This is a genomic window from Trichothermofontia sp., assembly GCF_053493415.1.
The window spans coordinates 1-16,690 of record NZ_JBRCAD010000208.1 but is presented as its reverse complement, the minus strand read 5'-3'; the positions used below and the strand labels follow the sequence as shown (position 1 = coordinate 16,690).

Genomic DNA, 16,690 nt, shown 5'->3' with positions numbered 1-16,690 from the left:
CAAGTTTCGCTATTTGCAACTAGAACTCAGCCGTCGCTGTTCGCTCGTCCATTGGAGCTACGATTTGCTTCCAGAAACGCTTGTATGACTCTCGCACCCTCAAGTGTAAAGTTTTATATCTGGATTCAACACTTCTGGTTGCCAACCAATGCGCGATCGCCTTACGCCAATCGCGTCTTTATCAAACGGCTCAAGCCCAAGTACAGGAATTAGAACGTCTTAATCGTCTCAAGGATGATTTTCTGAGTACCGTTTCCCACGAGCTACGCACACCGATGTCAAATATCAAAATGGCAACCCAAATGCTAGAGGTCAGTCTACAAGCCCTAGGCATTTTTGATGACAAGACGAATGTGATTAACCGCTATTTCACGGTCCTGCGTGATGAAGGTCAACGGGAGATTAATTTGATTAATGATTTGCTCGATCTAGCCCGTTTAGACGCTGGCCGCGAAGTCCCGACCCGAACTCCCCTAGACCTGCGATCGTTCTTGCCCTATCTAGCTGAACCCTTTATCGAGCGTACCCGTAGCCAGCAACAACACCTCGTCCTCCACATCGCCGCCGATCTTCCCCCCCTGGCTACCGATCCCGCATACCTAGAGCGTATTGTGACCGAATTACTGAATAACGCCTGCAAATATACCCCGGCCCAGGAAACCATCACCCTGATGGCCCAAGTCATCCCCACCGGTACCGAGATTCGCGTCAGTAACTCAGGGGTTGAGGTGCCAGCGGCTGAATGCGATCGCATCTTTGATAAGTTCTACCGCATTCCCAACAATGATCCCTGGAAGCATGGGGGTACGGGTTTGGGCCTTGCCCTCGTCCAAAAACTCACAACCTCCCTAGGGGGGACGATTCAGGCGGAAAGCCACGATCGCCAGGTGCACTTGATTGTGCAATTTCCCCCCGACACCTTGCCAGCCGTCCCACCCAACCCAGAGCCACCGATCAAACGTTCAGTTTCCAGCGCGCCATCCCCCCCCAGATAGCCCCCTGACCGACCACCGATACCCTACTCGACGCTCGTTTAGATCATTGACACCACCGTAGGCCAAGGGGAACCCTGTAACATTAGATTGCATGAGACCGCATTGATTTTTGAGGCCCGCATGGTCGATTTTCTATCCTGGGGGCAGAGCAACCCAGTTCCTACCGCCTTAGTCAGGCAGGCTCCCTGGCTACTGCTAGCCACCAGCCCTAGCCACGACACACCGGATAATACCCTGATCCTGGCCGGGGTTTTGCTTAGCCTCGTGATTATTTACCTCGCCAGTAAAGTAGGGGGTGAACTGGCCAATCGCTTTGCGTTACCGCCCGTTTTGGGCGAACTGGTGGCGGGGGTTGTCATTGGCGTTTCGGCCCTCAAGTTAATCATTACACCGGAAAGTGGACTGGCTGGCACAGACTCGCTCGTGATCCAGTTTTTGCAGTTGACCGCTGGCCTGAGTGCGGGGGCCGCTGAGGCTACCTTCCACACCCAAAGTGAAGTGCTCTCCATTCTGGCTGAGCTAGGGGTGATTATCCTGCTCTTTGAAATTGGCCTGGAGTCAAATATTAAGGATCTGCTGGAGGTGGGACCACAAGCCTTGATTGTGGCAGTGGTGGGGGTGGTTGTCCCCTTTGTGGCCGGAACGGCAGGGTTAATGGTGATCTTTGGGGTAGCGGCTATCCCGGCGATCTTCGCTGGGGCCGCCTTGACCGCCACCAGTATTGGCATTACTTCCAGAGTCTTGGCGGAATTACCCCGACCGGGGGGGGCACGGGGCAGTCAACTGGCCTCGATCGAAGGTCAAATCATCCTCGGCGCTGCCGTGATTGATGATGTCCTGGGCATTATTGTCCTGGCCGTCGTTGCCAGTCTGGCCAAAACGGGTCAAGTCGAGACCCTTAACATCGTTTACCTGATCCTCAGTGCCTCGCTGTTCCTCATCGGGGCGATCCTCTTGGGTAATTTTCTGAGTCAAACCTTTATTGCCCTCTCAAAACGCTTGAAAACCCGTGGGGAGCTGGTCATCCCAGCCCTCACCTTTGCCTTCATCCTGGCCTACGGGGCAGCAGCGGTTCACCTAGAGGCCATTCTGGGGGCGTTTGCCGCAGGGCTGCTGTTGGATGAAAGTAATGAACGCCTCACCTTACAAGCCCAAATTCGCCCGATCGCCGATATGCTGGTTCCCATCTTCTTCGTGATGGTGGGGGCCAAAACCGACTTTGGGGTGCTGAATCCAGCGATTCCCAGCAACCGTGAGGGCTTGGTGATTGCCACCTTTTTGATCGGCGTCGCAATTCTCGGTAAGGTAGTAACAGGGTTCACGGTGTTTGGCCAAGGCCCAGGGATTAACCGACTGGCGATCGGGGTCGGGATGATCCCCCGTGGGGAGGTTGGGCTAGTCTTTGCTAGTGTAGGGACAGCCAGTGGTGCCCTTGATCATGCCCTAGAGGCGGGGATTGTGGTTATGGTCATTCTCACAACGTTCTTGGCTCCGCCCCTTCTGCGTTGGGTGTTTAATACCCCGATCGCGGCACTGGTGCCGGAGGTGTCGCCATCCGGGGAATCGGGTTCAGGTTCCTAAGGTCTGACTGAATCACCACGCCTGTTTTGATGTGAGGAGAGGCTGTTGTGAAATTCTATCGGTTGCTGCCCAGTTTACTGGGTACCCTGCCGCTGCTGTGTCCAGCGGCCCAAGCCGCCCAACTACAATCTTGGCGGTTTGATCCGGGCCAAAACCGGCTCGACTTTGCGACGGATACGGCGATTCAGCCCCGTGCCCAGGTTCTAGCCAACCCCACCCGCCTCGTTATCGATCTACCGGGCACCACCGTTACCCAACCCTTAGCGCAACAAACCGTTGGCGGTGCCATTCAAACCATTCGGGTGGGTCAGCTTGATGCCGCAACGACCCGCATTGTGCTGGAAGTGACACCGGGCTATACCTTCGATGCCAGCCGTCTTACCATTCAGGGGCTTACCCCCAGCCAATGGTTCATCCAACTGCCCCCCTTCCACGCCTTAGGTGCAAGTGTGGCCCCCGTGGCCGCCGCCAAATCTGCGCTGACCAGTGCTCACCCAACCAGCGCCCAGCTACCCGCCCCAGCAATACCGGTCCCAGGGATGCTTGCCCCTCCCCTAGCCACGATCCAGTCCGTCGATCTGATTAACCAGGGGACCCAACTACTCATTCGGGCCGATCGCCCCCTCCGCCAACAGGGCCAGTGGGATCGCCAGACGGGGACCTATCTCCTGCGGTTGTCCCCTGCTCGTCTTCCCGCCACCTTATCTGGCCCCCAGCTAGGACAGGAAAGCCCCCTAGGACGGCTACGGTTCCGTCAGGACAGCCCGGACACGGTCCTGGTACTGGCCCAGCCAAGACCGGGGGTGCAGATCCTGGGGGTCAATCAGCCCAGTTCCCAAACCGTTGCCATCCAATTACAAGTGCCTCCCGCTGCCGTGCGATCGTCGCTCCCGCCCACGATAGCCTACCAAGGGGGAACAGCAACGATGCCTCCTGCCCTTGCCCGCCCTGCCCAGCGTCCACGCGGTGTTTCCACGGGCGAGTCCCGACTATCCCTCCCCCAAGGGATGCGCATCGCCGTCATTGATCCAGGACATGGCGGCCCCGATCCCGGAGCCGTGGGCATTGGGGATTTGTATGAGAAAAACGTTGTGCTGCCGATCGCCCAACAGGTAGCTGCAATCTTAGAACAACATGGGGTACGGGCCATCCTGACCCGGAACGACGATCGGGATCTTGACCTAGAACCACGGGTACAAATCGCAGAGCAAGCGAATGCTACGGTATTTGTGAGTATCCATGCCAATTCCTTAGGTTTAGATCGACCCGACATCAATGGCCTGGAAACCTACTATTTTTCGTCCGGTGAACAATTAGCCCAGATCATCCACACCAACATTACCCAAACCTTACCTGTCAGAGATCGGGGCGTCCGGCAGGCCCGCTTTTATGTACTGCGCCGGACCTCCATGCCCTCGGTGTTGGTAGAAACCGGCTATGTGACAGGCGCGGAGGACGCCCCCCGGCTAGCCAATCCCGCCTACCGCAGTCAAATGGCCGCCGCGATCGCCCGTGGTATCCTCCAATATCTCCAGCAGGGCAACTAATTTTGAATTTTGAATTTTGAATGTCCTGCATCGACTACCCCACCGTGCGCCTAGAGGTAGTCGCGTAAAAACTCGAAGGGATCGTCTTCCCAGCAGGGTTCAGGAAACAACGCCAGCAAAACCTGACTAATATCCGCCGCCGCCGCCTCCATATCGTCATCACAGAACAGGGTATCCAGCGCCTTGATATCCCGGTCCTTGAGGGGAGCGACGAGAACAGCAAAACTGCGCAGACTGGTGTGGGTACGTTGGCCATCGCTTTTAGGCAACACCTCTGTCCCCACATGGGTGACGGGAGCCGCATAAAAATCGGTCCGGGGTCCCCGTTGCGTTAACGCGGGCGAATTATAGCGGGGTAACTCGCCGGAAAAGACTACGTCGTCGTTGTTGGAACTAGAAGTGCTAGTAGTGAGCATCAGGCAAAACGTGCCAGTAAACGATTACTCCCAATAACAGCATTCCCTGTTACAAGTGTTAACTCACCACTTTAGCGTTGGTCTGGACGATCGCCAGTGATCTAGGTCCTATACAAACCCCCTCCTTTAGCACAGATAGGCGGAAATGGGGCCAAGGGAAGTCCCCCCACGGGAGATAACCCCCTGCCGTCCCCGGCAATGCTCAGTGGCTGCCTAGACCGATCGCGGTCCCGGGAAGCCACTGTAGCGAGAAGCAGGCCGAGCTTTCCCGGCGGCGGCCCATTCCTGGAGAAACTGGATTTGCTCCTGGGCCGTGCGGGCGAGGGGGACTACTTGACTGGCGGCTTCTAGAATATCCTCGTTGGTAAAGTCGCGGTTTTGGCTAAAGGCAATGTGCATGGCCTCGACCAGGACTTGCTCGATCTCCGCCCCGGAAAAGTCGGGAGTTTCATAGGCGAGGCGGTCCAGATCGTACTGCTGAAGCGTATGGGGCCGCAGGCGCGACAGATGGACCCCAAAAATCGCCCGTCGTTCCTCCTGGTTGGGTAACCCGACAAAGAAAATTTCATCGAACCGGCCCTTGCGCAACATTTCCGGCGGCAGGGCACGGACGTTATTGGCGGTGGCAACGACAAAGACAGGGGAGGTTTTCTCCGCTAACCAGGTGATAAAGGTGCCAAAGACCCGATTGGCAGTCCCGGCATCACCCCGACCATCCAGACCGGAAAAGGCTTTATCAATTTCATCGATCCACAGGACACAGGGGGCCAAGGCTTCGGCCAATTGGATCATCTGGCGGGTGCGGGATTCCGATTCCCCCACGAGGCCCCCAAAGAGTCGCCCCACATCCAGCCGCAACAGGGGTAGGTGCCAATGGTGGGAGATGGCCTTAGCCGTTAGGGATTTGCCGGTGCCCTGGATGCCCACCAGCAGTAACCCACGGGGATGGGGCAGCCCATACTGCCGTGCCCGTTCGGAAAAAGCCCCCCCGCGTCGCAGGAGCCAATCCTTCAGGTTATCCAACCCCCCAATATCGGTCATGGCTTCGTGGGCGGGATAGAAGTCGAGGATTTGGGTCTGGCGAATGGTTTGGCGTTTTTCCTCTAGGACCAGATCAATATCTTCGGGGCGCAATTCCTGGTGGGTGGCGATCGCCCGTGCCAAAACCCGGCGAATGCGATCGATCGACAACCCCTGACAGGAGCGCACCAACTCATCCAATAGCCGTCCCGTGGGCGGTGATCCAAGGGCCGACAGGAGCCGTTCCACTTCCGTCCGGATCTCATCGGCATTGGGCAGGGGGAATTCCAGGACGGTAAGACAATCGCTCAGGTCTTCTGGAATGCTGATATGGGGAGCGAGGATGACCAAATTTTTCGGCTGGGATTTCAGGCGCTTGGCTAGGTTGCGCAGCTTGCGGGAGATGGCGATATCGTCCAAAAAACGATGGAAGTCGCGCAGGATAAAGATTCCGGCTGCTTCTGCGGGAAGTTTTTCCACAAACTCAAGGGCCTGGAGGGGGTTCCGCCGTCCAAACCCCGCATCATTGGGATTGCCCTGGTAGCCATCGACAAAATCCCAGGTATAGACGGCCCGCTGGCCTTGCTGTTGCGCCACTTGGGCGATCGCCGTTTCTAAGCGCTCTTCCTCCCGTGTCACCAGATAGAGCAGGGAGTAGCGGGCACGCAACAGGAGGCCAAATTCATCCTGAAAATTCATCATCAACCCTTAGGTGTGCAAACGGCAAACAGCAAACGGGGGGCCGGAGTGAGTCACTGCCAAAATCTGACGGTTAGCATGGCGGTGATATCCCTGGCGTAGGGCCACTGTTCAGGAAATTGAATTTGGGGATATTCCGCTTGCAAGTTAGCGAGGGTCAGCCGCCAAGCCCGATCAAAGGTCTCGGCCCACTTGGTCTTGAGGCTGGGGGCTTGCTCCAGGAGAATCCCTAGTTCCAAGCGCTGGTGCCGAATCGTCCGTTCCCAATCGTTATAGTCCTGTTCGGAAGGAACATAGAGGCGCTTGAGCAGGTGTTCGAGTAAGCGAGTTAAGCGACTTAAGAGTTCTTTCCGTTGGGAAATGCCCAAGGCTTCAATCTCCTCGATCAAATTCTCCAGGTCTAGGTGTTCAAAATCCCGCGCTCTGAGCTTGGCGACGGTATCTTCCACCCACAGGACAATATCGGTTTCATGGAGAGACTCGGTTTCATGCAGCGAGGGTGTGTTGATCATGGGAATACTACAAACGTAGTCGGGGGTTCTGTATTAATTCATCACCAAGCAGGAAAAATCATTAGGCAGCCGCAAATACGGGAATCACAAGGCAAACAGCGGGGAAAACCCAGCGGAGAATCAGGAAGAAAGCTGATTTTTAAGCGACTCCAAGGCTGCCCAGCGGCGATCGATAGCGGGGTGAACGGCTGGGACCTGCTCATCCTCTGTGATAATTCCTGGACAGGTCGCATCACACAGTTGACGCAGCGGTAGTGCCAAACACATCTGCTCATAGAGCCAATTCGCCGGATCAAACGTTCCGTGGGGAGACAGGGATTCGACGAGATCTTCAGGGGCCACCTCTAACTCGGCAGGTAGGGTATTCGCGGCCAGGTCAGCCGCCTCATCTAGCCAGATTAGCTCGGAGGTGTTGGCCATTAGACGGTAGTTATATTGCTGCAAACAACGATCGCAGGTGAGGGTGACGATCGCCTCCGCTTGCGTGGCAACCTCTAGATAGGTTTGGCAGTGGGTCACCTGCACCCAGCCTTGAACGGGGGTGAGGGTAGGTAAATCGGCCAAAAATTCCTTGACCGTCCAGCGCACCGCGTGATCGGGCGCTCGGGCAATTTGGGGAATGGGAATCGGGTTCACGGTTAGTCACCTCACCGGAGCTAGGAATCGGCCTCCCTAGGGGCTGACTTCGGCTGGACTACCAGATGCCGTGCCGGTTCCCGACCCTGGCTGAAGGTCTCCAGATCGTCGTAGCCGGACAGGAGGTTATGAATGTGTCGCCGTTCGGCGGCGGACAAATGTTCGATCGCATAGGGTTGGCCCGTTTCCCGCACATGGGCGATGGCTGCCTCCGCCAGGGCTTGCAGTTCGGCTTGGCGTTTGACCCGATAGCCATGTAACTCGATCGTATAGGCGTGTTGGGTTTCGGGCGGTTGACCCAGGTTGACGATCGTATTGGCCAAATACTGGAGGGCATCCAACACTTCCCCCCGTTCACCAATCAGGATATCGATCTGCGCTGGGGTCAACTCGCTTTCGGATATCGTCAACCAAATACTTCCCGACGCTTGGGCGAGGTCATGCTGTTCAATGCTGACCGCAGCGGGTAAATGGGCAAGTTTGAGGAGGTCCTGCAACCAGGTTTGGCCCCGTTGGAGACCCGCATCGGCGATCGCTGACATGGGCGTTTAACCTACTTCTGCGAGGATTTAGATTGGGACTTCTTGGCAGCCTTCGTCGTCGGCTTCGCAGCCGGTTTCGCATCGGGCTTGCTGCTAGCGACTGACTTGGGTTCAAAGGGCAAGGTTTTGCGATCGGGACTATTTTTACCGTTGCTCTCGCCCTTCGCAGCCTTAGTATTGCGGGCCTCAACATCCACTAATTTTTGAATTTCCTCTGGCAAGGGTTCACGGGAGAGGATGAAGGTTTGCAGCGTTTGGAAGATATTGGCAATCAGCATATAGAGCAACACCCCAGCCGGTAGCGGGAAGAAGAGGAACATCCCGGAGAACAGAATGGGCATTACCTTATTGATGCTGTCTTGCTGGGGATTCCCCGTCCCCCCGCCTTGGCCAGAGAGCAGTTGGTTAATGTACATACTGACCCCAAAGGCCAGGACCATCGCGACGATATCCCAGTTGATCGTGCCGTCGTCTTGCACGGCACCGACTCGCCCCAGGGCCTTGATAAACAGGAAGCCCTTATTAGCCGCAAGACCGGGAATCGTCCCTTGCAGGGTGACATCCCCGGGTTGCAGGGCCACGATCGTGCCATCCGGGTTAATTTGGACCCGATCTTCCCCCTTGATGACTTTCCACTGGGGCGTAATGTCGGTTTCAGGATGGGCCGCGATCAGGTCGGGTAGGGGCGTACCAGCGACGCTTTGGAACTCAATACTCGTCTTTTGTCCCACTGTCAGGCGATTGCCACCAGGTAACAGGGCCACGATCGCCGAGTGGTCGCCATCGGCCACATAGATATTCTGGGGTTTGGTCGCATACGCCTGGGGTTGGATTTGTTCAACCTGTTCCTGGGGAAAGATTTGCAGATTGACGGTGTAGTTGACATCCGAGAAGGGTGATCCCCGCAGGGTGGCGAACAGGGCAAACAGCACCGGCATTTGGATCAGCAGCGGTAAACAGCCCGCCAGGGGGTTGCCAAACTCCTTATAGAGCTTGCTAACTTCTTCCCGTTGTTTCACCGGATCATTACTGTAGCGATCCTGAATTTCCTTCATGCGCTTTTGCATCAAGGGCTGGGTGACCTTCATGCGGCGCATATTGCGAATTTGCCCAGCATTGAGGGGGTACAGCGCAAAGCGGACCACGAGGGTGAGGGCGACGATCGCCAACCCATAGCTCGGCACGATCCCGTAGAAGAAGTCCAGGATCGGCAACATCACGTTGTTGGAAAGGAAACCTACACCGAAGTCCATGCGCTACTCTATGCTGCTCTCTAGCGTTTGCAATGTTTAGTCTATCGTACTTTCCCGATCGCCTCTGACCAGGATTACCTTACCCAGCCCTTTCGGTGCGGCCAACGGTTAGCGTTAACCAACAGTTAGCTTGGCGCCATTGCATTGACCAACGGTTAGGCTTGGCCAATGGGGCCGCTGGCTTGACGAGCGCGGGGGGAAATTTTGTCGCTGATGTATTGATAAACTTCCCGGAAGCGGGGGATGGCCCGCAGTTCGAGACGACTCCCATCCTTGAGGGTGAGTACCATGTCTCCCCAAGCCCCCCAACCACGGGGAACCGTCACCACTTGGGTGATTTCTGAGTAAATAACATCGGCCCGATCGCGGCCCATCCAACCACTCGTAATCGAAACCCGACGATTGGTAATGCGATAGCGGAGCCACAGTGCCCGCACGATCGACCCGATCGTTAACGGGAGACAAATGACGGTAAAGGCTAATAAAATGCCAATAATCAAATCCCCGATGTGGGGACCGCCATCGTAAAAAACGTCTTCACGAATACCCATGATGTATTGAGAGGACTCCAGTTTTTGCCAACAACTGTTCTAATTCTTGCAGAAATTTGCCATAATCGCACTCGGCACACCCCGATCGGGCGGAAATGACCAGCAACCAACCGGGTTGAATTTTCGGTAAAAGCTGACGGCAGGCAGCCCGCAACCGCCGCTTAACTTGATTGCGAACCACCGCTCGTTTCCCCGCCGCTTTCCGACTCACGACGATACCAATCCGAGTCGGGACGGGGAGAGCGGTGGGCAGTGCTGACGAACTTAGGCTGGGCTGAGATAGAACTGGCAGTGCCCGCAAACTGAGGTGAGGGCTGTTGGCACGGTAACCGTGTTGATAAACTGACTGAAAGTCCTGACGGCGCAGGAGTCGATTCGCTTTGGACAGCATGGCTCCTGCTCAGGCCGTTAGTGAACGTTGAACGAGGGGGGAACAACTAAATGTTAAACACTGGATTGAAGCACTGAATTCAGCCTATACGGCCAATCTTGCCCGTCCTTTCTGACGACGTGCTCGAATGACTTTTCGGCCCGACTGGGTCCGCATCCGTGCTCGAAAGCCGGAAGTGCGCTTGCGCTTGCGATTGGTACCATGCAAGGTTCGCTGAGTCATATCCTTTACTCCGTCCGATAGATTCCGTCCGATGTGCTGGCGATCAGGCTGTAAAAGCCACGATTGTTGATCATAGCACTGTTACGGCGCGATCGCAGTGCAAGGTTTTGCGCATCGATCTCATCCCGCTCATTCCGGTCAATCACCCACTTTGGCTGATCCTGGGAGCGTTTACCTGACCACGCAAGCTGCCTGTCGGCCTTCAACATGACTGGACTGATAAGTTTGACTTTTGGCGTGAATTGGGAAATTAGTCCTTGCAACTAATATACTTGCTTCAAATTTTGCTCTAGACTTTTCTGTATGGCAAAGGCAAGTCTAATAGATTTCGGTCTATAGTCGAAATCTAGGCTTTCGGATTGAGCGTGACGGGCGATCGCTCCCTTTAACCCAGGTGGGCATCCCCTCCTATATTGATCGCAACTCGTTTCCGAATAGGAATCCCCCCTGATGAGTACGATCATGTGCGCTCGCCGCAGCGAAGCCTTATCTTCCAGCACACAACGCACCGGGATGCAGGTGCGATGGGGTGACGGATCGACTCCTCCCTGACTCAGACCCGTGGAGCCAGCCACCTGGGATTCGAGGCCACGCTTGCCATGCCGTCCTGACCCTTAAAATCTGACTCAAAGAGGAATTACAACGTGGATTTCTTGTCCCTATTTGTAATGGACTTCATTAAGCAGCTGCAGTCCCCAACACTCGCCTTTTTGATTGGTGGGATGGTCATTGCTGCTCTCAAAAGCGAATTGGTAATCCCCGATGCGATTTGTACGATCATTGTCTTCATGTTGCTCACCAAAATCGGCCTGACCGGTGGAATTGCCATCCGCAACTCCAACCTGACGGAGATGGTGTTACCCGTGCTCTTTGCCATGATCATGGGGATTCTGATTGTCTTCATCGCCCGCTATACCTTGGCCAAGCTGCCCAAGGTCAAAGTCGTCGATGCGATCGCGACCGGAGGGTTGTTTGGAGCCGTGAGTGGTTCCACGATGGCCGCCGGTCTGACGGTACTGGAAGAACAAAACATTTCCTACGAGGCATGGGCTGGTGCACTCTATCCCTTTATGGATATCCCCGCGCTCGTAACTGCGATTGTGGTAGCCAACATTTATCTCACCAAGAAGAAACGTAAAGAAGCCGCCAAAGCTCTTGAAGAGGAGGCTGTAGGCAAGCAGCTCACTGCGGCAGGGGATTATCCCAGCAGCCGCCAGGAGTATCTCCGCCAGCAGGCGCCTGCGGATAATCGGGTCAAGATATGGCCGATTATCGAGGAAAGCCTCCGGGGTCCTGCCTTATCAGCCATGTTGTTAGGTCTGGCGCTTGGCATATTCGCCCAGCCGGACAGTGTTTATAAAAACTTCTATGATCCTGCCTTTCGCGGATTACTTTCGATCTTGATGCTGGTCATGGGGATGGAAGCATGGTCAAGACTGGGTGAATTGCGCAAGGTGGCTCAGTGGTATGTCGTGTATAGCGTGGTAGCACCGTTTGTGCATGGGCTAGTCGCCTTCGGGCTTGGCATGATTGCCCACTACGCCACGGGATTCAGCATGGGTGGTGTCGTGATGCTGGCTGTCATCGCCGCATCTAGTTCAGATATCTCAGGCCCACCCACGTTGCGAGCGGGTATCCCATCGGCCAATCCCTCTGCCTACATCGGCGCGTCCACAGCCATCGGTACGCCCATTGCGATCGGCGTGTGTATACCGTTCTTCATCGGACTTGCCCAGGCGATCGGTGGGTAATCCCAGACGGGTCATGGTCTACTAGGCCAGGGGAGTACTGACAGGCCCAGTAGACTAACATGCATTTGTTATGTAAGGAGGTAACCAACATGGCTAAGCCAGCCAAAAAACTTGTCATCGTCACGGAAAAGGTTCTACTGAAAAAGATCGCCGCAATCATCGAAGAAGCTGGGGCGAGTGGTTATACGGTGTTAGAAACGGGTGGTAAGGGCAGTCGCAACGTGCGTTCGACGGGACATCCTAACGTTTCTGACACCACGGCGAATATCAAATTTGAGGTGCTGACCCCCGATCGCATTATGGCTCAAACGATTGCGAGTCAAGTCGCAGAGAAGTTTTTCACCGATTTTGCGGGCATGATCTATCTCTGTGACGCGGAGGTTCTGTACGGGCAAAGTTTCTGTGGGCCAGAGGGCTGTGGAATCTAGATGACCTAGACCCCAAAAGCTAGGGCCATGTCCCAACTTTTGGGAAGCTCTCTGCTGGAGATCACCGTCAGGTTTGAGCAACCTAGGCGCTCTCCTTGAGACACGCTCTATTCCTAAGGGAACCTCGATTAATGGAGGCGGGCGGCGCCGCCGTCCGCCTCACTCCCTTATGAGTGCGTGGGCGCGTATGATTGCGTGGGCGCGGTTGTGAAAACTTGAATTTTTCGAGATGCCCACACTTAAATTTTATGTGACAGGTGTTTCCATAGCGGCGGGCACTTGACCGCCACCCCTACACAGATTCGATCAGCATGGAGCGAACACCATGAACAAGTTTGACCCCACTCAACTACGAACCAAATTTGACAACACCAGCGAAGGCTGGCTAGTGCAGGTATATAATCGCGATCGTCGCTTGCTCTGCGTACTCGACTCGTCTCACGCCTGGATTTTTTTACTCGGCTGTGGGTTCGGTCTCCTACTGGCGTTGGGGTGGTTTAATCTCGCCAGATCTAGCCCGTCTACGGCTTATGAGCCAGCAACAACACCCCTCGAAATGTGGATTGATTAGCTCAGTCATTGGCAACTCGGTAATTGCCTAACAAGGTTGACAGGGGCGGAGAACACCGGGGCGGATGCTGGATATTTGGATAATGCCTCAAGTGAAGAACCAAGGGGCTGGGGGAGAAATTCCCCCGGCTAACCAATTAGGTCTTTCGTGGTCGCCGTGAGAAAATTACCTTGTGATCATCGTACCCATAGAAGTCGGGCACAGTGCCGCACTCGGCATAGCCTTCCTTAGTATAAAATCGCCTAGCTCGAGCTTGGGTCTCTTTGGAACTTGTCTCGATCACGACGATTCTGGCCCCACCCGACAACGCACAGGCTTCGGCAGATCGGAGGAGCGATCGCCCTGCTCCAGTTCCCTGCGCCTCGGGGGCAACACCTAACCACCACACATTCCATACCCCATCGGCATATTGATCAGGGGCAAAGTATGTCCAGCCAATGAGCGTGTTGCTTGACGTATCCTGACAAGCCAGAGCTGTATGCCCCGGAGGCAGCGAGCCACCTGATAGCTGGTCGAGGACGCCACCCAGCAACTCCTCGGCATCCTCTTGAGAAAATAGACCAGTTCTTACGGCTACCCTAATAAGAGCAGATCGATCTGCAAAGTTCACAGGTTGCACGTTCATGCGACACAGCATAGCGACTTTTATAACGGAACTCGGTATTCAACGTCAGATCTGATGGATATGTCCAAATGTTTGGCATCCTATCATGCGACTCTGTTTGATAACACCTTATTTTTGATAACATCTTATTTAAGGTATTATCCGTCACTTTTGACGTTTAGTTCCGGAAACTGCGGTACTATCCATCCCTTTTGAAGTTTAAGCGGGAGAAATTGGGTATTGTTCGTTGCTTTTAAGTAATAACACTTGGATTACAGGTATTATTCATAACTTCATTAGGATACAAAGCCAGCGATCGCACCCCCCCACCGACTGGCTCAGGTATGGCAAGCCATCCACGTTTGACAGTGCAGTCTACTCAATCATTCAATACAATCCAGGTCAAAATCTGCTGATGGTTGCCATGTAGTTGACAATTGCTTTCACCCTGAAGGTGTACCAAGAAAGCGATCGCTAACGGCTAAAGTGAGCGGTGGCAGACAACTATGGCAACCCCGCCAAGATCTCTCAACCGTCCGCTTCATCGACTTGTTAGACCTCTCACCACTTAGTTCTATTGCCTGTCTACAACTCTGTTGCTGGAAGTCTCCCTTCAACTAGTTCATACTCATCTTCCAGCAACCAAGTTTGAGCTTCATCATAGGTTGCGCTACGGAAGACAACTTTATAATTCTCAGCCGGATCGTACACACGGCAACTTCCGGTTGGGTCACCTAGCAACAGCAGTATATAAGGAGGAGACAACATGGGATCAATCCAGACTTCAACAAAATCCCATTCACTCTTGCCTGGGTCGAGTGCGGGGGATGACATGGTATCGATTTTCTGCATCAATTTTCACCTCTCCATAGAATAGCGGAGTGCTAGAGCCATCGTTAGGATTGATTCGGTAACCGATCGCCTCAGTAAAATACAAGCCGTAACGCTCATATCCTCGAATCACCCCTGTAAATTCTCCTCCCTCAATGATTGCTTGAGCAACTCTCTCTATTGTGGCTACATTATTGAAGACGTGGGCAGATCTACCTCGTCGCAGTAATCGTTGTACTTGTGGTGTTTCAGGTAAGTGTTTTGCAATATGTCGAGGGTCAAGAATAATGTCACGGTCAATACCACTCATGAATCTGCCGAGTCGAATTTTCTTAGCATATCATGCGTACAATTGAAACCTTACTCAGATTAACATTAATAGCAGATTCAAAATCCGTCACTGCATTATGATACCAAGCTAGCGATCGCGCCCCTCCTACCGGCTGGCTCAGGTCTGGCAAGCCATCCGCCTTCAGCAGTGCAGTCTACTCAATCATTCAACGGCAAAGTTGTGCGGTGGCAGAAAAGCTCGAACTCTCACCGATAACCTCTGTACCGTCCGCGCCAACGAAGTGTTGGGCTGCGGCTTGCTAAATCAATCTATAAACCTAACCAATCTCGCAAGGATTGCTCAAGCTGTTCAGCATCAACTTTAGCCAACTGACCAATCACTTTGATCACCAAACTTTCATGTACTGTATACACACCTCTTTTGACTGCGGTTACTACGTTCAATCCTGCTGCTGCCCACTCAGACAACACAAACTCACCTGCCATTAATGAACCTGTTTTACTTGTTAAAGGAGTAATGAGAATGTCTTGAGACGGATGTGATGTGCTAATCACAACAGCAGGTCTTACCTTTGAACTCGATAAGTCTGAGAAGGGATAGCGCACCAGTATCACATCATGCTTGGAGTAGCTGGGTATACACATCGTCCTCAGCGTTGTCCCAAATGGCATCAAGGGATGTTTGGCTTGCCTGTAGCCAAAATTCAGCCTCATCGTCAGGTAAAACTGTTACCAGCACTCTTACCCCTTCTGGGAGTTCTGCTGATTCCAGTAGCTCAATTTTCCCTTGCCGAACCGTAGCCCAAAGCGTTTTTAGCATATCTGTTGTATAAGACCATACCTTGATTTTATGCCGTAATTCCTGTTTGCGCGGTCGGCTTTGCCGTCTCGGAGAGAATCGCCTCACCAGTACCCTCAAAGCACTGTCACACAGACAACCTCAAAATAGGTTAGCCTTTGATGCCCACAGGTAACATTTCTGTACCGTCCCAACCGGGATATGAAGCAGCCCAACTAGGTATTCAACGTCAGATCTGATGGATAAGTCCAACTTTTGGGATCTTATCATGCGGATCTGCTTGATAACACCTGACTTTGGGGTGTTATCTGTCACTTTTAAGTGATAACATCCAGATCCTAGGTATTATCTGTTACTGAATTATGATACCAAGCCAGCGATCGCGGCAACCACCCTACCGGCTGGCTCAGGTCTGGCAAGCCATTCGCCTTCAGCAGTTTAGTCTACTCAATCATTCAATACCATCTAGGTCAAAATCCGCTGATGGTCGCCATGTAGTTGAGAATTAATTTGATCTTGAAGGGGTGCTAAGAAAGCGATCGCTAAGGTTGCCCATCACCCGCCGCAGAAAACCTTGAAGGTGCAACAGATAAGCTTTTGGCAGTCGGTGTGCATGGGCGTTGTTAGACTCGCCGCTTACTAGCTCACTCTTCTGTATCTATACTTCGTATCCTAGCGTTACTAACACTACTTGTTCTAATTGAGTAATTATTTCAGTACTCAGTTGCCCTAGCCTGCGAATTAACCGCCTCTTATCCAGCACTCGAATTTGAAAACACAATGCAACCGAATCTTGTGATAATCCACCATCTCCCTGTTTGATCAGCATACAAACTGGTAGTGAAGCGCGACGCTGGTTGGTAGTTAAGGGAATGGTAATAGTTGTTGTTGAGAACTGGGAGACGATATCCAGAAGTGTTGAATCCAGATATAAAACTTTACACTTTAGGGTGCGAGAGTCATACAAGCGTTTCTGGAAGCAAATCGTAGCTCCAATGGACGAGCGAACAGCGACGGCTGAGTTCTAGTTGCAAATAGCGAAACTTGTCA

21 protein-coding genes are annotated in these 16,690 nt (G+C 53.6%); 6 read left to right on the top strand and 15 right to left on the bottom strand.

Features of this window, described 5'->3' with window-relative positions:
- Positions 1 to 80 precede the first annotated feature (80 nt).
- From ACWIUF_RS18645 to ACWIUF_RS18635, 3 genes are all read left to right on the top strand, one after another.
- The gene (locus ACWIUF_RS18645) at positions 81 to 995 is read left to right on the top strand and encodes a sensor histidine kinase (protein ID WP_448574029.1); all 915 of its coding nucleotides are present in this window, start codon (positions 81 to 83) and stop codon (positions 993 to 995) included.
- A 120-nt stretch (positions 996 to 1,115) separates the two neighbouring features.
- Entirely contained in the window at positions 1,116 to 2,576 is a 1,461-nt protein-coding gene (locus ACWIUF_RS18640) for a cation:proton antiporter (protein ID WP_448574028.1), read from the top strand.
- Between the two features lie 47 nt (positions 2,577 to 2,623).
- The gene (locus tag ACWIUF_RS18635) at positions 2,624 to 4,123 is read left to right on the top strand and encodes an N-acetylmuramoyl-L-alanine amidase (RefSeq protein WP_448574027.1); all 1,500 of its coding nucleotides are present in this window, start codon (positions 2,624 to 2,626) and stop codon (positions 4,121 to 4,123) included.
- Positions 4,124 to 4,173: 50 nt separating this feature from the next.
- On the opposite strand, the gene ACWIUF_RS18630 is transcribed toward ACWIUF_RS18635, so the two are convergent.
- From ACWIUF_RS18630 to rpmH, 9 genes are all read right to left on the bottom strand, one after another.
- Positions 4,174 to 4,539, bottom strand: coding sequence for a hypothetical protein (locus ACWIUF_RS18630; RefSeq protein WP_448574026.1), 366 nt, complete (start codon positions 4,537 to 4,539; stop codon positions 4,174 to 4,176).
- A 213-nt stretch (positions 4,540 to 4,752) separates the two neighbouring features.
- Entirely contained in the window at positions 4,753 to 6,261 is a 1,509-nt protein-coding gene (locus ACWIUF_RS18625; RefSeq protein ID WP_448574025.1) for an AAA family ATPase, read from the bottom strand.
- A 50-nt stretch (positions 6,262 to 6,311) separates the two neighbouring features.
- Positions 6,312 to 6,770, bottom strand: a complete 459-nt coding sequence (locus ACWIUF_RS18620; RefSeq protein WP_448574024.1) for a DUF29 domain-containing protein — start codon at positions 6,768 to 6,770, stop codon at positions 6,312 to 6,314.
- 120 nt (positions 6,771 to 6,890) lie between these two features.
- Entirely contained in the window at positions 6,891 to 7,406 is a 516-nt protein-coding gene (locus tag ACWIUF_RS18615) for a YceD family protein (RefSeq protein ID WP_448574023.1), read from the bottom strand.
- A 20-nt stretch (positions 7,407 to 7,426) separates the two neighbouring features.
- Positions 7,427 to 7,948: a Jag family protein gene (locus tag ACWIUF_RS18610; protein WP_448574022.1), complete on the bottom strand. Its 522-nt coding sequence runs from the start codon at positions 7,946 to 7,948 to the stop codon at positions 7,427 to 7,429.
- An 11-nt stretch (positions 7,949 to 7,959) separates the two neighbouring features.
- The gene (gene yidC, locus ACWIUF_RS18605) at positions 7,960 to 9,201 is read right to left on the bottom strand and encodes a membrane protein insertase YidC (RefSeq protein WP_448574021.1); all 1,242 of its coding nucleotides are present in this window, start codon (positions 9,199 to 9,201) and stop codon (positions 7,960 to 7,962) included.
- A gap of 155 nt (positions 9,202 to 9,356) precedes the next feature.
- Entirely contained in the window at positions 9,357 to 9,752 is a 396-nt protein-coding gene (locus tag ACWIUF_RS18600) for a PH domain-containing protein (RefSeq protein ID WP_448574020.1), read from the bottom strand.
- Complete coding sequence (gene rnpA / locus ACWIUF_RS18595) at positions 9,739 to 10,143, bottom strand: ribonuclease P protein component (protein WP_448574019.1); 405 nt, start codon at positions 10,141 to 10,143, stop codon at positions 9,739 to 9,741. Before rnpA ends, ACWIUF_RS18600 begins: the two co-directional genes overlap by 14 nt.
- An 84-nt stretch (positions 10,144 to 10,227) precedes the next feature.
- On the bottom strand, positions 10,228 to 10,365 hold the full coding sequence (gene rpmH / locus ACWIUF_RS18590) for a 50S ribosomal protein L34 (RefSeq protein WP_265904001.1): 138 nt from the start codon (positions 10,363 to 10,365) through the stop codon (positions 10,228 to 10,230).
- 668 nt (positions 10,366 to 11,033) lie between these two features.
- On the opposite strand from rpmH, the gene ACWIUF_RS18585 reads away from it, so the two are divergent.
- The 3 genes from ACWIUF_RS18585 to ACWIUF_RS18575 all read left to right on the top strand — a co-directional run bounded on the left by ACWIUF_RS18585 (position 11,034) and on the right by ACWIUF_RS18575 (position 13,115).
- Entirely contained in the window at positions 11,034 to 12,116 is a 1,083-nt protein-coding gene (locus tag ACWIUF_RS18585; RefSeq protein ID WP_448574018.1) for a sodium-dependent bicarbonate transport family permease, read from the top strand.
- 89 nt (positions 12,117 to 12,205) lie between these two features.
- Complete coding sequence (locus ACWIUF_RS18580) at positions 12,206 to 12,544, top strand: P-II family nitrogen regulator (protein WP_448574017.1); 339 nt, start codon at positions 12,206 to 12,208, stop codon at positions 12,542 to 12,544.
- A 325-nt stretch (positions 12,545 to 12,869) separates the two neighbouring features.
- The gene (locus tag ACWIUF_RS18575; protein ID WP_448574016.1) at positions 12,870 to 13,115 is read left to right on the top strand and encodes a hypothetical protein; all 246 of its coding nucleotides are present in this window, start codon (positions 12,870 to 12,872) and stop codon (positions 13,113 to 13,115) included.
- A 136-nt stretch (positions 13,116 to 13,251) separates the two neighbouring features.
- On the opposite strand, the gene ACWIUF_RS18570 is transcribed toward ACWIUF_RS18575, so the two are convergent.
- The 6 genes from ACWIUF_RS18570 to ACWIUF_RS18545 all read right to left on the bottom strand — a co-directional run bounded on the left by ACWIUF_RS18570 (position 13,252) and on the right by ACWIUF_RS18545 (position 16,607).
- The gene (locus tag ACWIUF_RS18570; RefSeq protein ID WP_448574015.1) at positions 13,252 to 13,740 is read right to left on the bottom strand and encodes a GNAT family N-acetyltransferase; all 489 of its coding nucleotides are present in this window, start codon (positions 13,738 to 13,740) and stop codon (positions 13,252 to 13,254) included.
- 564 nt (positions 13,741 to 14,304) lie between these two features.
- Positions 14,305 to 14,571, bottom strand: a complete 267-nt coding sequence (locus tag ACWIUF_RS18565; RefSeq protein WP_448574014.1) for a hypothetical protein — start codon at positions 14,569 to 14,571, stop codon at positions 14,305 to 14,307.
- Positions 14,519 to 14,860, bottom strand: coding sequence for a DUF6972 family protein (locus tag ACWIUF_RS18560; protein ID WP_448574013.1), 342 nt, complete (start codon positions 14,858 to 14,860; stop codon positions 14,519 to 14,521). Before ACWIUF_RS18560 ends, ACWIUF_RS18565 begins: the two co-directional genes overlap by 53 nt.
- Before the next feature lie 290 nt (positions 14,861 to 15,150).
- A complete protein-coding gene (locus ACWIUF_RS18555) occupies positions 15,151 to 15,447 on the bottom strand; it encodes a type II toxin-antitoxin system PemK/MazF family toxin (protein WP_448574012.1) in 297 nt (98 codons plus the stop codon).
- A 10-nt stretch (positions 15,448 to 15,457) separates the two neighbouring features.
- Positions 15,458 to 15,661, bottom strand: a complete 204-nt coding sequence (locus tag ACWIUF_RS18550; RefSeq protein WP_448574011.1) for a hypothetical protein — start codon at positions 15,659 to 15,661, stop codon at positions 15,458 to 15,460.
- A 637-nt stretch (positions 15,662 to 16,298) separates the two neighbouring features.
- Positions 16,299 to 16,607: a type II toxin-antitoxin system PemK/MazF family toxin gene (locus tag ACWIUF_RS18545; protein ID WP_448574010.1), complete on the bottom strand. Its 309-nt coding sequence runs from the start codon at positions 16,605 to 16,607 to the stop codon at positions 16,299 to 16,301.
- Between the last annotated feature and the right edge of the window lie 83 nt (positions 16,608 to 16,690).

Coding starts and splice junctions, on each gene's coding strand:
- ACWIUF_RS18580 (WP_448574017.1), top strand. CDS start 12,206: ATGGCTAAGCCAGCCAAAAAACTTGTCATCGTCACGGAAAAGGTTCTA.
- ACWIUF_RS18585 (WP_448574018.1), top strand. CDS start 11,034: ATGGACTTCATTAAGCAGCTGCAGTCCCCAACACTCGCCTTTTTGATT.
- ACWIUF_RS18610 (WP_448574022.1), bottom strand. CDS start 7,948: ATGTCAGCGATCGCCGATGCGGGTCTCCAACGGGGCCAAACCTGGTTG.
- ACWIUF_RS18575 (WP_448574016.1), top strand. CDS start 12,870: ATGAACAAGTTTGACCCCACTCAACTACGAACCAAATTTGACAACACC.
- ACWIUF_RS18550 (WP_448574011.1), bottom strand. CDS start 15,661: ATGCTAAAAACGCTTTGGGCTACGGTTCGGCAAGGGAAAATTGAGCTA.
- ACWIUF_RS18630 (WP_448574026.1), bottom strand. CDS start 4,539: ATGCTCACTACTAGCACTTCTAGTTCCAACAACGACGACGTAGTCTTT.
- rpmH (WP_265904001.1), bottom strand. CDS start 10,365: ATGACTCAGCGAACCTTGCATGGTACCAATCGCAAGCGCAAGCGCACT.
- ACWIUF_RS18625 (WP_448574025.1), bottom strand. CDS start 6,261: ATGATGAATTTTCAGGATGAATTTGGCCTCCTGTTGCGTGCCCGCTAC.
- rnpA (WP_448574019.1), bottom strand. CDS start 10,143: ATGCTGTCCAAAGCGAATCGACTCCTGCGCCGTCAGGACTTTCAGTCA.
- ACWIUF_RS18560 (WP_448574013.1), bottom strand. CDS start 14,860: ATGAGTGGTATTGACCGTGACATTATTCTTGACCCTCGACATATTGCA.
- yidC (WP_448574021.1), bottom strand. CDS start 9,201: ATGGACTTCGGTGTAGGTTTCCTTTCCAACAACGTGATGTTGCCGATC.
- ACWIUF_RS18640 (WP_448574028.1), top strand. CDS start 1,116: ATGGTCGATTTTCTATCCTGGGGGCAGAGCAACCCAGTTCCTACCGCC.
- ACWIUF_RS18600 (WP_448574020.1), bottom strand. CDS start 9,752: ATGGGTATTCGTGAAGACGTTTTTTACGATGGCGGTCCCCACATCGGG.
- ACWIUF_RS18620 (WP_448574024.1), bottom strand. CDS start 6,770: ATGATCAACACACCCTCGCTGCATGAAACCGAGTCTCTCCATGAAACC.
- ACWIUF_RS18570 (WP_448574015.1), bottom strand. CDS start 13,740: ATGAACGTGCAACCTGTGAACTTTGCAGATCGATCTGCTCTTATTAGG.
- ACWIUF_RS18565 (WP_448574014.1), bottom strand. CDS start 14,571: ATGCAGAAAATCGATACCATGTCATCCCCCGCACTCGACCCAGGCAAG.